Origin of the sequence: Gelidibacter sp. (assembly GCF_035515035.1) — a bacterium.
GTDB lineage: Bacteria > Bacteroidota > Bacteroidia > Flavobacteriales > Flavobacteriaceae > Gelidibacter.
In genome coordinates, this window is the sequence record NZ_DATJCA010000171.1 from 1 (window position 1) to 15,747 (window position 15,747).

The following is a 15,747-nucleotide window of genomic DNA, read 5'->3' on the forward strand; positions in this document are numbered from 1 at the left end:
CATAAACACAGAAAAACGAATTCTCCTTTTTGTTCGTGAAAAAGCAAAGGATGAGTTTGGGAACAGTATGGGCTATGTGTTTATTGGCGAAGGCGAGTTGAAAGATTATAAGGGTTCAAAGCCTATGAGCATTAATTGGGAACTTCAAGAACCGATGCCACATTATTTATGGAAAGATGCAGCCAAATTGGCTATTGGATAGCGTTTAAGAAAACAAATTAATTTTCAAGTGACCCCCAATAATCAGCCTTATAATATTTCATTATGATATATTAACTCCACCCAAAAACTCATCCAACGCCTTCTCTGTCCTAAACTCAAAATCACTTTCCGCCTTATCCTGAAAGAACAGTATCAAATCCAAATGATTTTCAAAAACGCTAAAAGAGTTCCCTTCATAATTATAAATAAAGTACACTTGACTTAAATTTTCTTTCGACACAAGAACTGTTTCTATGGTTCTTGACGGTTTCAAATATTCTGTATGAACGGCTTTAAATGTATTCATGAGGTGTATGATTTTATTGAAAGATACTATAAAAACCAGTTCACTTGTTTGTAATGATGCAAAATCCGCGTTAGGGATTATAGTGAAAATCCTTTTTTTGAGGCACGAGAAAAAAGATTGCAACGAAAAGCCCGACCCAAAGGGAAACGCACAAAAACTCCTAAAAACATTGCAAAACTAACTTCTGCGTTAGGAATTATGAGTTGAATTTTACTTTTACAAATAAGAATTCGTGATACTGCATCGCTAAGTTTCACTACAAACGCCCGCATTCTGACCGTTGAAGCTCTCTTTTATATACCGTGTAATAGCCATTTCAAAATTAGGTATCATCTATTCTTTGAAATACTTTTCCGTTGATCATATGGATAAAGCTTAATCATATAGCAATACAGGCCAATAACAAATCCGTCTTTCGTAATTTTGCAAACTGTTATTACCAAAATGCAAAAGAAAAAACGAAATCTTATCATTCTCATTTTAGGTCTGCTCTCTGCCCTTGGCCCATTTTCAATTGACCTCTACTTACCAGGATTCCCAGAGATAGCGCGCGATCTCAACTCTACTACGGGACGCGTGGCGCTTTCTTTATCCAGTTATTTTGTTGGGGTGAGCCTTGGACAAATGATCTATGGACCCTTGTTGGATCGGTTTGGGAGACGGACCCCGCTCTTGGTTGGGCTGTTTATCTATTTATTTGCATCTGTTTATATTGTTTATGTGACTTCCGTAGATTCCCTGATTCTCGCTCGATTTATACAAGCCTTGGGGGGATGCGCCGGGATGGTGGCTGCCCGAGCTTTGGTCCGCGATCTCTTTCCGGTATCTGAAACCGCAAAAATATTCAGTCTGCTGATGCTGGTGATTGCTGTTTCGCCAATTATTGCCCCTACTCTGGGTGGTTTCGCTACAGCCCGTTGGGGCTGGCCTTCCATTTTTATAATTTTGGCGGTGCTCGTGGCACTTAATATTCTTCTCGTTTATTTCTGGCTTCCTTTAGGAGCACCGCCAGATACCACGATGTCCTTAAAACCGAAACCAATCATTACCAAGTTTTGGAACGTATTTAAAACACCTCAATTTTATACCTACACGCTAACGGGATCTTTTGCCGCCAGTGGTCTATATGCCTATATCGCGGGGTCGCCTCACGTATTTATGGAACTTTATGGAGTTTCGGAAAAACAATACGGATGGATTTTTGGGATTATTGCCATGGGTTTGGTGACCGCCAGCCAGGTAAATACGTATATGCTAAAAAAATACACAAGCCAGCAAATTGTAAAAGTCACCCTGTTATGCCAAGTCGTGGCGGGCGCACTGTTATTTTTCGGCACGATATTTCAGCTTATTGAAATGTATTCCATGATCGTTTTGGTGTTTCTATTCTTGAGCACCCAAGGTTTTGCCTTCCCAAATACGTCAGCCTTGTCACTAGCGCCCTTTGAAAAGAGTGCAGGAACGGCTTCTGCTCTTATGGGCGCGCTACAATTAGGAATCGGTGCCATAATTACGGCGCTGGTCTCTACGCTTAGTAACGAAACGCCGCTTCCCATGACAGGGATTATGTTTTTATGCGCTAGTGTTTCTGTAATGATACTCTATTGGGGCAACCGAAAGATTAAGACCTTAGAGCGGGTAAGTAGTTCCTAATCGAAATTTTGGGTTGATCTATTTCAAAGGAGAGGCTTGAGGATTTTTTTTATGAGGTCTTTTGTGTGAAGAAGTTAATTGTACCTATTCAGGTTGATCAGGTCTCTATTTTAATTTTAAAAAAAGAGCGGAAAGGTTTTCGACCAATTCGAATGGTGGTCATCTTTATAAGTTTTAGGCTGAAAAAATCACTTTTTGACAGGATTTAGATGTTAATAAGTCAGATAAAATGACAGTTTTTCTGTGGAGATTACCCTATAAAACGCTTCATTAAATGCTTCTCATTCTTATCTTAAGTAACCCAATCATTTATAAAGCATTAAGCACATTTTAATCCCCTCCTTCTTTTTAAAATAGCTTAAAAACTATCTCCCGAATAAGGCAAAGCCAAACCCGTCAAATTTTATCAACAAAATTCGTATCATACTATTTGGTAATCACATAGATTATCGTAAATTTGCAAACTCTTTTTAAGAGAGGAATGTTTAACTCATCACACCCTTGGTGTGATCTATAAAATTTAATTAGTGTGAATACATTAAGCTACAAAACGATTTCAGCTAACAAGGCTACTGTGGATAAGCAGTGGGTTTTGGTTGACGCTGAAGGGCAAACACTAGGTCGTTTGGCTTCTAAAGTTGCAAAACTTTTAAGAGGCAAACACAAACCTAACTTCACACCACATGTTGATTGCGGAGATAACGTGATTGTTATCAACTCTGAAAAAATCAACTTAACAGGAAACAAGTGGAACGATAAAACTTACATTCGTCACACAGGGTATCCAGGTGGTCAAAGAGTTTTAACTGCTATGGAACTATTCGGAAAAGATCCGGCTAGAGTAGTAGAAAGATCAGTAAAAGGGATGCTCCCTAAAAACAAATTAGGTGCAGAATTATTCCGTAACCTAAACGTTGTTGTTGGTGCTGAGCACACTCATGCTGCTCAAAAACCAAAAACAATTAACTTAAACGAATTCAATTAATGGAAGTAATTCACAAAATTGGCCGTAGAAAGACGGCTGTTGCTCGCGCGTATGTTGCCCCAGGAAAAGGGAACATCACAATTAATAAAAAAGACATGCCGGTCTACTTTCCAAGTGCTGCATTACAGTACAAAGTAAACCAACCTTTGGTTATGACTAACAATGAAGGCAACTTTGATATTACAGTAAATGTATATGGAGGTGGTATTACTGGTCAAGCAGAAGCGATCCGTTTGGCATTATCTCGCGTTATGTGTGAGGTTGATGCAGAAAACAGATTGATCCTGAAACCAGAAGGATTGTTAACAAGAGACCCAAGAATGGTTGAACGTAAGAAATTCGGTCAGAAGAAAGCTCGTAAGAAATTTCAATTCTCTAAACGTTAACATCCCCAACTTGATTGGGGATCTCCTGAAGATCAGCCCAATCAATTGGTGTATTGAAACCTTTAAACCCGTGTTGGAATACTTCCAACACAAAAAATTAACCCAGTTAATGTTGTCTATCACGTTACCGCGTGAAGATTTAGTTTAGCATCTAAATGGTAAAGGCGCTCCGCCACAATGGAAACCACTTTATCATTGCTAATTCAACAGAACGTAAACTATTACAAAATGGAAAGTATAGAAGTAAAAGAATTACTTGAAGCAGGTGTACACTTTGGTCACTTGACAAGAAAATGGGATCCAAACATGGCTCCTTACATTTACATGGAGCGTAATGGCATCCATATTATCAATCTTTACAAAACAGCCGCAAAAATTAAAGAATCGTCTGAGGCGCTTCATAAAATTGCTGCTTCTGGAAAGAAGATTTTATTTGTAGCTACAAAAAAACAAGCTAAAGACATCGTTGCTGAAAAAGCAGGTGCTGTAACTATGCCTTACATCACTGAAAGATGGCCAGGTGGAATGTTGACCAACTTTGTAACTATCAGAAAAGCCGTTAAGAAAATGGCTATGATTGATAGAATGAAAAAAGATGGCACTTTCTTGACCTTGTCTAAAAAAGAACGTTTACAAGTTGATCGTTTAAGAGCTAAGTTAGAGAAAAACTTAGGTTCTATTTCAGACATGACCCGTTTGCCAGGTGCTTTATTTGTAGTGGATATTAAACGTGAAAGCATTGCTATTAGAGAAGCCCAGAAATTAAACATTCCAATCTTTGCAATGGTGGACACGAATTCTGATCCACGCCAAGTAGATTACGTTATTCCTTCAAATGATGATGCTTCAAAATCTATTGATAAAGTTTTAACGCTTATCACATCTGCTATTGCTGATGGTCTATCTGAACGTAAGTCAGATAAAACCGACAAGGATAGTCAAGATGAAAAAGCTGACAAACCAGAAAAAACAGAAAAGAAAGCTGCTACAAAGAAGGTAGCCGTTGACGAAGAAGAATAAACATTTTTATATAACATCTTAAAGTCGTTTGTTTCTTTTCTTTTCTGAAAATTAATTGAACGACTTTTTTTAATAACATACACTAGAAATTATGACAAAAATAACAGCTGCAGAAGTTAATAGACTGAGACAAACTACCGGTGCCGGAATGATGGATTGTAAAAAAGCTTTAGTGGAAGCTGAAGGCGATTTTGACAAAGCAATTAGCATATTGCGTAAAAAAGGACAAAAAGTTGCCGATCAAAGAGCGGACAGAGATTCTACGGAAGGCGCTGCTGTTGCCAAAATAAACGCAGACAATACGGTGGGCGTTGCCATTGTTGTTGGATGTGAAACGGATTTTGTTGGTAAAAACGAATCTTTTGTTGCTTTGGCAAACGATATTGCAGACATCGCTATCAACTATAATTCTAAAGAAGAAGTATTGGCTGCCGACTTTGGCGGGATGACTGTTGCCGATAAACTAATTGAGCAAACAGGGGTGATTGGTGAAAAAATCGACTTGAATGCTTTTGAAAAATTAGAAGCTCCTTATGTGGGTTCTTATGTACACATTAATAAAATTGCTGCGCTTGTTGGCTTTTCAGCTAAAGTTGATAACATTGAAGAATTAGCGAAGGATGTGGCCATGCAAGTGGCTTCTATGGGTGCTACAACATTATCTTACAAAGATTTTGATCCTGAATTCATTGCTGCAGAAACCGATGCTAGAATTGCCGTCATTGAAAAAGACAACGAAGAAAGAGCGCGTATGAACAAAGCTCCTAAAAACGTACCTAGCTACATTTCTATGGCGCAATTGACGCCAGAAGTATTGGCAAAAGCTGAAGAAGACGCGAAAGCCGAATTGAAAGCGGAAGGCAAACCAGAACAAATCTGGGATAGAATCCTTCCAGGTAAAATGGAGCGTTTTATTTCTGACAACACCACTTTGGATCAAGAGAAATGTCTATTGGACCAAACGTTCATTAAAGATGAGAAAATTAATGTTGCCAAATATGTCGACTCTTATGGCGATGTTAAAGTAACCGACTTTAAACGTGTATCTTTAGGATAATCAACAAATTCCTGTGCAAGCAGGAAACCTTTTAGGTTCAGCGCAAGCTAATCTTATAGTAAAAACCACTACTCTTTTTTTAAAGACGTAGTGGTTTTTTTATTTCGTCTAATAGCCAAAACATTTGTCTGAAAGACGTAGTGATTTTTATTATTCAGATTTCATTTGTTTTTGGAATGTGGATGTATTGTTAGTGCCAAACATCCAACCGCTCCCATAGACTATTTCTGATGCGTTTTTAACGCCCTTCTCTAATATCCTACATTGTGTATTGGCTAATGAATAGATCATGAAGTAAACGGCTTTAAAGGAAAGCGAGCCGCCTTACAATCGTTTGGGCGCTGAGTTAAAAGGAAGCACGGCACAAATCTAAAACAAACCCACAGTTGCATAAAGTGCTTTACCCAAGCTATCTTTATTCGAATTTAAATCAAAGCTATTAGCACCTCTTAAATAACGGTTTAAACCCATTTCATACCGCAAGTAAGAACAGTACTTTATTCTATAAAACCCTCCTTAAGTTTTTTTCAAGATATCCCATAAAAAAAACGTCCATCAATTTGATGGACGCTTTTATACACTAACAACGGGTTAACGCCGCAAAATTTTGATCTAATTGATTAGAACGAATATTTAACGCCAACTTGAAGTTTCCAAGTTTCACCGTAATAATAGTTATAGTCGAAAGTATCAACTGGATACTCACCTCTAACTTTAGCGAAAGAGTAAGAAGGAACATTGTTCGCATCTTTACCTTCATACTTTAAGATCTGACCTCTATTTGAGATGTCGTTTCTTTGAGAAACACCCCATTGAGAATTGATAAGGTTACCTACATTCAAGAAATCTAAACTAAACTGTAACGTGTTTTTAGTTTCTCCAACGTTGAAATAATACTCACGTGTTAACCTTAGGTCAAAAGTATGAACCCATGGGCTACGGACAGCATTAGCTTCGGCGTATTTACCTTTATTCTTTTTCAAATATTTGTCTTGTTCCATAAAGTTGAAGAATGCATCTTCATCGGCAGTACTAACAAAGTTGATATCTCCTCTCCCACTTGGGATGTAAATCAAATCTGAAGAATAACCATCACCATTCATATCATTAGAATAGGTATAGCTATAGCCATTAGGAGAATATCCTGAATAGAAAACATTAATTAACGTAGCAGATTTCAATAGGTTGTTTGACCAAGGTAATTTATAGGAAAGAGATCCAATCAATTTACTAGGTACAACATATTGTGAGCGCTCTAGATTTGGCAAATGAGGTCCGTTAACTGAAATAAGACCATTATATGCCGATGAAGCATTACTTCCTGGCATCCCTGAAATCTCTTTGGATTCGGTATAGGTATAAGCCGCCATTAATCTTAAATCTTCAACTGGCTCAGAATTAACGGTGATATTACCAATTGCTCCCCATCCTTCGTTGGTATTTGCCAACATATATGCATTTCTAGAAGTATAAGCAATATCAGCATTAGAAGGGTAGATATATCGGTCATCTGGACCAGAAAAACGATCCCAAGATCCGTCAGGTTGTTTCAGGTTATAGTTTTTAAGCATGACACCGTTAAGGTTTTTCGTGTAAATTCCTTCCACGGTAACAGACAATGGAAAAGATACAGGAATATCAAAGTCAAGAGCCAAAGATGATTTCCACACTTGAGGCATTTTGAAATTAGGATCCACACCATTCACATCACGAGGTAAGGCACCATCTTCTGGTCTAATCGTACTTGGCAGACCCAATCTATCAATCATTTCAGCCACATCCGTAATCATAGGACCAGCTAATAAATTAGTTAAAGCCGGGTTCGTTGATTTTATTGAACCATCCGCATTATACGTAGTTGTCGCAGCATAACTTCCTTGTACCATTCCTGAGTTGGTTGGCATATTTGTGAAGAACACTAATGGTAGTCTTCCAGAGAAAATACCGGTTCCACCACGAAGTTTCATACTTTGATCACCTTTGATATCCCAGGTAAATCCAACTCTTGGAGAAACTTGAACGTTGGCATCTGGCCATTTGCCAGTATCAATTTTTGTTCCGCCGTAGTCAAGGTCATAAATAGCGTTGTTTCTAATTAAGTTGTTCTCATATTTCAAGTAGTCCGCACGGATTCCGTAAGATAATTTGAAATTAGCATTAACATCCCAATCATCCTGAAGGTAAACTCCAAATTGGTTAAAGGCAACTTCAGCAGTTGGATTCTTTTCACCATCGTAACCATAAGTTATGGCAAAATCTGTTGGTGCCGCTTGACTAAGGAAGTCCTCAATACTTGCATAACGATAATAACCTGTACCATTTCTCATATAGGAGTTGTTGGCCAATTGGTGCTCAAAACTTAATCCTCCAGTAATTTTATGATTATCTAAATAGTAAGTTAAATTATCCGTAATAGTAAAGGTATTGTTGTTGACCGCGTTGTTCCAAGTGAACAATTCATAACCGGCCGACATATAAGGCTCAAGAATTTGATTCCCATCGGCAGTTTTGCCATTCATAATATCAATAAAAGGAAACGGAGAAGAATCAGTACCACGTGCATCTTGAATTTTAGAAGAAGTTACAAGCAATTGATTCGAAAGTTTATCAGAAATTCTACTGTTTAAATCCAAGGATAAGGAATTTACAATATTATCCATAGAATACGTTGAATTTGAGAATGCCATTGATGATTCTGAGATACGATCCATTGATCTGTTACGGTAACCTGCATCTGTTGAGTTGCCATTGGTTCCATTCCAGCCTTGGTTCTTGGCGTAATTATATCTTACACTTAATTTGTTGGTTGGATTGATATTCCAGTCTAAACGTATAAGGAATTTTTTGTTGCTTTCATCAGAAGGATAACTAGTGTAAGACCCTGGATCATACCCATAGTTAGAGATTAAATGTTGTTTTACACGTTCCATGTCAGCAATGCTGGTACGTGAAAGCGATAAATCAAGATTGGCAACACCATCTTCTGAAGGTCTCCAATTTACAACCTGACCTGGACGTTTTTCTTGCTCCGCATTCACGAAAAAGAATAATTTATTCTTAATGATTGGACCACCTAAAGTCACACCGTAAATGGTTTTTGACTGATCGTCTCGATCTCCAAATTGAACATCACCAATGCGGTTACCTCGCATATCTTGGTTGTTGAAATAAGCGTAAGCAGAACCTTTAAATCTATTGGTTCCAGATTTAGTAATGGCATTGATACCCCCTCCAATAAAGTTGGTTTGACGCACATCAAAAGGAGCGATAACCACTTGAACTTCTTCAATAGCATCCAATGAGATTGGGCTTCCTCCAGCTGGTAGGCTAGAACTCAATCCAAAGTTATTATTGAAATTGGCACCATCCACAGTAAAGTTGGTAGACCGGCCGTCGCCACCAGCAATACTCATCCCATTTGAATAAGGAGAAAGACGGGCAACATCAGTAATACTTCTGTTAATGGTTGGCATCGCAGATAACTGCTCATTTGAGATATTGGTTACGGCTCCAGTTTTCTCTGTGGAGAACTTGGTTCTTTTGGCAGAAATTACCACTTGACTTAAGGAAACTGTTTCTTCACTTAAAATCACATCGTGAAGATAACCAGCACCAAGGCCAATTACAATATCACTAGTTGTGTTTGTCCCATATCCAATATAAGACACCTCTACACTGTATGGACCGCCAACACGCATCCCTGGTAAATTGTAACGACCATCATCATTGGTAATCGTTCCGTAAGTTGTACCTGAAGGAACATGGGTAGCAATAACTGTTGCACCCATAACAGGACCTTCAGCATCTGTAACCCGACCACTCATGCTGGAAGAAGTTACTTGAGCCGTCATGACTGCAGTAGTTAGTAAAGCTACAGCCATCATTAAGAATTGAGTAAGTTTTTTCATTTTTGATGTTTAAAATTAGATTTTAAATTTTGCGCAAAATTAAACCATTAATATGATTTAATATGACTAAAACGTTAAGAAAATTTAACATCTCAAAAATAGGAACTTTCGTATCCTTCTTTGTATGAATGAAATAAAGCTATACAAAAGTTTTTAACAATATTTAACGTAATTGTTTGTAGTATTCCAATAAATTTAAGGTAGAACTATCATGATTCGTAATATGACCTTTGGAATCAAATTCTGCTAAGATTTTTGTGGCCAACTGTTTTCCAAGCTCAACCCCAAATTGATCATAGCTAAAAACATTCCAAATAACGCCTTGCACGAAGATCTTATGCTCATAAAGGGCTATCAGTTTGCCCAGACTTTCCGGGGTCAATTTATCAATCAGTAAGGTATTGGTTGGTTTGTTACCCTCAAACACTTTAAAAGGTGAGAGCTGGTCTATAATATGTTCAGAAGTATTTTGATTTTTAAACTCTTCTATGACCTCTTCTTTCGATTTTCCATTTAAAAGCGCCTCCGTTTGGGCTATAAAATTTGACATCAACTTATCGTGATGGTCCTTATTGCCATAAAGTGATTTTGCAAATCCGATAAAATCGGCAGGAATGAGTTTTGTACCTTGATGGATCAATTGAAAAAAGGCATGTTGCGAATTGGTTCCAGGTTCTCCCCAAACGACATTTCCGGTTTGATAGGTAACCTTGTTGCCATTTCTATCTACACTTTTGCCGTTACTTTCCATATTGGCCTGTTGCAGATAAGTGGCAAACTGATTTAAATATTGTGAATAGCCAATGACAACCTCACTTTCCGCCTCAAAAAAGTTGGTGTACCAAATACCAATTAAGGCCAATACAACTGGAAGATTCTTATCAAAGTTTGCTGTTTTGAAATGTTCGTCCATAGCATGCGCACCAGACAATAACTTATCAAAAGTATCATAACCCGTGGCTAAACTTATGGAAATCCCAACAGCACTCCATAATGAAAAGCGTCCGCCAACCCAATTCCACATTGGAAAGATGTTACTTTCGTCAATTCCAAAGCTTTTTACTTTTTCAATATTTGTAGACACCGCCACAAAATGTTTGGAAACATCGCTTTCCCTAGCCGATTTCAAAAACCAGTCCTTGATCGTGTTGGCGTTGGATAAGGTTTCTTGTGTGGTAAATGTTTTGGAAACTATAATAAAAAGTGTGGTTTCTGGATTGAGCTTTTTTAAAACCTCCTCCACATGATCGCCATCCACATTGCTCACAAAGTGTGTGGTCAAGTGATTTTTATAATACTGAAGTGCATCCACCACCATGGCCGGCCCCAAATCAGAACCACCAATGCCAATGTTTACAACATCTGTAAATGATTTATTGGTATAGCCTTTTCTTTTTCCGTCAACCACGTCAACCGTAAAGCTTTTGATTTTTGCTTTTACTTCATGGACTTCCGGCATAATATCTACACCGTCCACCAATATTTTGGTGCCTTTAGGGCTCCGAAGAGCGGTGTGCATGACTTCCCTTCCTTCCGTTTCATTGATGACATCGCCTTGAAACTGTTTGTCTATTGCAGATTTCAACTGTGTTTCTTCCGCAAGTTCCAATAACAATTCCATGGTTTTGGCATCCATTCTATTTTTAGAATAGTCCAGATAAAAATCGTCCCATTTGATGGTCATTTCCTCTGCACGGTTTTCATTTTCAGAAAACCATTGGGTCATATGTACATCCTTTATACTCTTAAAATGCTCTTGAAGCTTTGTCCACGCTTGAGTATGGGTTGGGTTGATTTTGGGTAGTGCCACGGATCAGTTTTTAGTGATCGAATAACCCTGTTCTATCGTCGTTTCATTCTGGTATTCATAAGGGATTTTGTCCAAACGCTCTCTTAAAGGTATTATGTAGTCTTTATACTCAAGGACCAGATGATTTGGGATGGACTCAGCAGTTGGCAACTTTTCTTTAAAGGGATCTACCTGCTGACCGTTTTTCCAAAAACGATAGCACACATGCGGACCACCAGTGTTTCCAGTCATGCCCACATAGCCAATAACATCGCCTTGCTTTACATATTGGCCTTTTTTAACGGCTTGATTTCGCATGTGCAAATATTGGGTGCTGTAAGTATCACTGTGTTTGATTTTCACGTATTTTCCATTGCCACCTTTTTGAGTGGACTCCGTCACAGTCCCGTTGGCAGTGGCTAAAATTGGCGTTCCAATGGGCGCTGCAAAGTCAGTGCCTTTGTGTGGCCTCAAGGCATATCCATAATAGGCAATCCGTCGGTTGAGATTGTATCGTGATGAAATACGGCTGAATTGAACGGGCGCTTTTAAGAAGGCACGTTTTAAACTTTTTGCTTTTTCATCAAAGAAATCGGCACTTTTTGTAACAGAGTCTGTTTGAAATTTAAAGGCGTAAAAATCCTCACCTTTGTGTTGAAAATAAGCGGCATCAATACCTTCCAATCCGGCATAGATTGAATCTTCAATATAACGTTGTCTGTAAATGATTTTGAATTTATCTCCCTTTTGCAGTTTCCAGAAGTTGATGGTCCAGGCATAGATATCTGCCATTTCTCCAATCAACGCTTGTGGCAAACCTTGGGAATCCATGGTCACTGATAAGTTGTTGTTGATTTCGCCAGAAGCCTCCTTCGTCACGATCGTGACTGGTTTTTTCTCTTTATAGGTCACAATCGAGTCCGCAAAATGAATCACCACATAATCAATGTTATTTTCCTGATAAATAAAACATTGTGGCGTTTGCAAACTGTCTTTTGACATCAGCAAGGTATAAGGCCTTCCTATTTGGAGTTTTCTGATATCGTAGGAATCTTTTGCACTTTCGGCTATTTGGTAAATTTTTGGATAGCCCAAATTGTTTCTTTGTAAGATGGTACCAAAACTGTCTCCCGACCTAATGGTGTCCCGTTTTACAATATAGTCATTCAGGTTAAATCCAAATTCTCTTAATTCGACAGGTGCTATATACGCTTGAAAAGGTTCTGGATTATTCTTCTCTACATCGTCTTTACACGACCACACTACCAATCCTAATAAAACTGCTACTACTAAACTTTTTTGATACATTAACTCTTTCAATTTTATAATTCCGTTCCCCAATTTTCCAATTCCTTTTCCGTCCAAAGTTGAGGAAAAAATATGCGCCTTTGGTATTTTGGATGCATGTATTTTTTCCAATCGCTACCTCCAGTGCCTTCACCACCACCCGAACCACTTTCTATATAATGTTTGGCTGCATTGTAATGGGCAAACACCCAGGTAATATTAACGGTATGATCATAATGCCTCATGGCTTTTACCAAGTCTTCATTCTCTTGATCAGCTTTTGGAAGCTCCTTAAATCTGGTCCATAGATTTTTAGTATTGTGGGCCTCCATGAATCTTAAGAATTCCTCTTTATAACGTTTTTCAAAATTGATCAATAAAATCGATTTTTTTCCGGTTTGGTAATCCTTTCCTGCCGCTTGCCAATATAAGTGTTCAAACGCATGTGTGTATGGTGTATTGCGGTCAATATCCTTACGGAAGCGATAATCAATAAGATTGATCAATTCTGTTGAGGCAAACTCAATTAGTCGGTATTGCGCACTTTGAAAGCCACTCGCAGGCGTTAAGGTGTTTCTAAATTTCATGTACTGCTCCACGTCCATGCCTTCTCTCATGATGTTGAATGAGGTGGTCAGCATATCAAAATACCTACTGACCCGCATTAATTTGGATGCAAAAAACTCCGTAGTCAGGGCTGTGCTCTCTGACACTTGTTCTATTTCCCAAAGAATCATCTTAAAAAGCAATTCGTTGATTTGATGGTATCCGATAAACACCATTTCATCAGGAAGCGTAGTTCTCTGAATTTGTAAACTTAATAAGGCATCCGTTTGGATATAATCCCAATACGTAATAGGCTTACTGTGGAGTAAGCCTTCTAAATAAGTGTGGGTATCCTGATCAATTGCAGTATATTTTTTCTGAAGTTCCTTTAGGATAGGATCTAAGTTTTCTGGATTGGACATGCGTTCTAAAACTGTACTTTAAATGAATGTTTTAAGCCTTTAAAGGCCTCTAAATCTGCTCTCAAGGAGCCCACAGCCAAATCGGCCTGAATTCGCAACGGAATTTTATTGTCGTCAGCACTGACCCATAAGGTCAAACTTTCTTGCTCCTTAAAGACACGGCCCGCCATGACATAGGGTCGGAACTTAAGGGTTTTTATGGTACCAAATGTGGTTTTAAGGTCTTCCCTCCCTAAAAATTTAAGCTTAAAATTATAATTCTCTTCATCAAAAAACATGTTCAAACTCACCACATCACCTTCCTTGATTGTATTTGTATTATAATTGTTTCTCAAATAATAAAACGCCGAAACCATGTCCTGAACGTTCTCTTCAATAGCATAGGATTGTTTTGTTTTTGTTTTTTTATTATTGACATGTGCCTTTGAAGCAGCATGATCAAATTCTATCTCAACATCCTTGGTGTAGCCACCTTCATCAATATTTCTGATAAACTTATAAGGCATTCCTGTTTGTTTATCAAAATAGCTTTCATACCGGTCTTTTACCTTGAAAAACCATCTAATTGCTCCTGTGGTCCAGCCTTTGCCGACCACATGAAAAACGTCTTTTCCGTTCAACCGAGATTCCTTCACTTCCAACGTCGCATTTCCGGCTTTTAGGAACCCACTGTAACTCATTTTAAACTTAAACCATTCTCCTTCTTGAAAAGCATGTTTTTCTTGTGCGGAGACGCTGAGGATTACGAAGAATAGCGCTATAATTAAATTAACTTTTTTCATATTTTAAATAATTGTAAGTATAACCTTAAAAACTAAGATTTCGTATATATCCTCAAGAATTACAATTAGTGTTCCAAAAGTATTAAAACAATAAAACTCCGTCAAATTAATGCGGAGTTTTAAAAGTTAAATATTTGTTAGCGTTTGGCTTATAAAGTGCCTCGTAATTCCTGTTCTCTTTCAATAGATTCAAAGAGCGCCTTAAAATTACCTGCCCCAAAACCTTTAGCCCCCATACGCTGGATGATTTCAAAAAATAAGGTTGGCCTATCTTCCACGGGTTTCGTGAAGATCTGCAAAAGATATCCTTCTTCATCAGCATCTATCATAATACCTAAACTTTTTAGCTTTTGAATGTCTTCCCGCAATTCATGGCTATACGTTTTCAAGCGTCCAGGAACTGCATTATAATACTCTTCTGGCGGTGTGGATAAAAATTCAACACCACGGGACTTCAATTGGGCAACCGTGGTTATGATATCATCGGTTGCCACGGCGATGTGTTGCACTCCCGGACTTTCGTAAAAATCGAGATACTCCTCAATTTGCGACCGTTTTTTGCCTTCGGCAGGTTCATTGATAGGGAATTTAATGCGGCCATTGCCATTGCTCATGACCTTACTCATCAAGGCTGAATATTCTGTGTGTATTTGCTTGTCATCAAAAGATAAAAAGTTAACAAAGCCCATGACATCTTCATACCACTTGACCCAAGTATTCATTTCACCCCACCCGACATTGCCGACCATATGGTCAATATATTTTAATCCTGTAGGCTCTGGGTTGTAATCCGATTTCCATTCTCTAAACCCAGGCATAAAAGTGCCCTTATAGTTTTTACGCTCCACAAACATATGGACGGTTTCACCATAAGTATAAATTCCGGCTGTGACCACCTCACCATGTTCATCCTTTTCAACCTTCGGTTCCATATAGGATTTGGCACCGCGCTTGGTGGTTTCTTCATAAGCACTTCGGGCATCGTCCACCCACAATGCAACCACTTTTACGCCGTCGCCATGCTTGACAATATGATCATTGATAGGCGATTTACTATTTAATGGCGTGGTCAATACCAAACGTATTTTATCCTGTTTGAGCACATAACTCACCTTATCTCTTGATCCCGTCTCCAAGCCCTTATAGGCATAGGATTGAAATCCGAAAGCCGTTTTATAGAAATGCGCCGCTTGTTTCGCATTCCCTACGTAAAACTCCACGTAATCGGTTCCAAGAAGTGGCAAAAAATCTTCTGCGCCTTCAAAAATTTTCTCTAGTCCGTATTCCACGGATTGGATGTCTTTGCTCATGATTTATGTTTTTAGATGAAAGAAAAATAGATTAGATAAAAGAGAATAGACTTTTAAAATGGTCAAAATTCATTTTTTGTCTTGACTCTTGGCT

13 protein-coding genes are annotated in these 15,747 nt (G+C 38.3%); 6 read left to right on the plus strand and 7 right to left on the minus strand.

The features are described 5' to 3' along the window. Positions 1 to 202 (plus strand): hypothetical protein (locus VLZ86_RS14675; RefSeq protein ID WP_325452666.1); only part of this gene is annotated, 202 nt, incomplete at its 5' end. A 60-nt stretch (positions 203 to 262) separates the two neighbouring features. Here VLZ86_RS14675 and VLZ86_RS14680 read toward each other — a convergent pair. After that, complete coding sequence (locus VLZ86_RS14680) at positions 263 to 508, minus strand: hypothetical protein (protein WP_325452668.1); 246 nt, start codon at positions 506 to 508, stop codon at positions 263 to 265. A 444-nt stretch (positions 509 to 952) separates the two neighbouring features. Here VLZ86_RS14680 and VLZ86_RS14685 point away from each other — a divergent pair, with 444 nt between their 5' ends. The 5 genes from VLZ86_RS14685 to tsf all read left to right on the plus strand — a co-directional run bounded on the left by VLZ86_RS14685 (position 953) and on the right by tsf (position 5,609). After that, entirely contained in the window at positions 953 to 2,161 is a 1,209-nt protein-coding gene (locus tag VLZ86_RS14685) for a multidrug effflux MFS transporter (protein WP_325452669.1), read from the plus strand. Between the two features lie 529 nt (positions 2,162 to 2,690). After that, the gene (rplM, locus tag VLZ86_RS14690; RefSeq protein ID WP_129015894.1) at positions 2,691 to 3,146 is read left to right on the plus strand and encodes a 50S ribosomal protein L13; all 456 of its coding nucleotides are present in this window, start codon (positions 2,691 to 2,693) and stop codon (positions 3,144 to 3,146) included. Continuing rightward, positions 3,146 to 3,532 (plus strand): 30S ribosomal protein S9, encoded by a 387-nt coding sequence (rpsI, locus tag VLZ86_RS14695; protein WP_325452671.1) that lies wholly within the window; start codon positions 3,146 to 3,148, stop codon positions 3,530 to 3,532. The genes rplM and rpsI overlap by 1 nt, the downstream gene beginning before the upstream one ends. A gap of 228 nt (positions 3,533 to 3,760) precedes the next feature. Continuing rightward, complete coding sequence (gene rpsB, locus VLZ86_RS14700) at positions 3,761 to 4,552, plus strand: 30S ribosomal protein S2 (protein WP_325452673.1); 792 nt, start codon at positions 3,761 to 3,763, stop codon at positions 4,550 to 4,552. A 91-nt stretch (positions 4,553 to 4,643) separates the two neighbouring features. Next, positions 4,644 to 5,609 (plus strand): translation elongation factor Ts, encoded by a 966-nt coding sequence (tsf, locus tag VLZ86_RS14705; protein ID WP_325452675.1) that lies wholly within the window; start codon positions 4,644 to 4,646, stop codon positions 5,607 to 5,609. 620 nt (positions 5,610 to 6,229) lie between these two features. Here the strand turns inward: tsf and VLZ86_RS14710 are convergent. From VLZ86_RS14710 to hppD, 6 genes are all read right to left on the minus strand, one after another. Then, positions 6,230 to 9,517 carry a TonB-dependent receptor gene (locus tag VLZ86_RS14710; RefSeq protein ID WP_325452677.1) on the minus strand — a complete coding sequence of 1,096 codons (3,288 nt, stop codon included), beginning with the start codon at positions 9,515 to 9,517 and terminating at the stop codon, positions 6,230 to 6,232. A 163-nt stretch (positions 9,518 to 9,680) separates the two neighbouring features. Beyond that, positions 9,681 to 11,327: a glucose-6-phosphate isomerase gene (gene pgi / locus VLZ86_RS14715; RefSeq protein ID WP_325452679.1), complete on the minus strand. Its 1,647-nt coding sequence runs from the start codon at positions 11,325 to 11,327 to the stop codon at positions 9,681 to 9,683. A gap of 3 nt (positions 11,328 to 11,330) precedes the next feature. Beyond that, positions 11,331 to 12,614: a M23 family metallopeptidase gene (locus tag VLZ86_RS14720; RefSeq protein ID WP_325452681.1), complete on the minus strand. Its 1,284-nt coding sequence runs from the start codon at positions 12,612 to 12,614 to the stop codon at positions 11,331 to 11,333. A gap of 14 nt (positions 12,615 to 12,628) precedes the next feature. Further along, complete coding sequence (locus VLZ86_RS14725) at positions 12,629 to 13,561, minus strand: tryptophan 2,3-dioxygenase family protein (protein WP_325452683.1); 933 nt, start codon at positions 13,559 to 13,561, stop codon at positions 12,629 to 12,631. Positions 13,562 to 13,566: 5 nt separating this feature from the next. Continuing rightward, complete coding sequence (locus VLZ86_RS14730; protein WP_325452685.1) at positions 13,567 to 14,343, minus strand: DUF3108 domain-containing protein; 777 nt, start codon at positions 14,341 to 14,343, stop codon at positions 13,567 to 13,569. Between the two features lie 149 nt (positions 14,344 to 14,492). Next, complete coding sequence (gene hppD / locus VLZ86_RS14735) at positions 14,493 to 15,653, minus strand: 4-hydroxyphenylpyruvate dioxygenase (RefSeq protein ID WP_325452687.1); 1,161 nt, start codon at positions 15,651 to 15,653, stop codon at positions 14,493 to 14,495. Positions 15,654 to 15,747 lie beyond the last annotated feature (94 nt).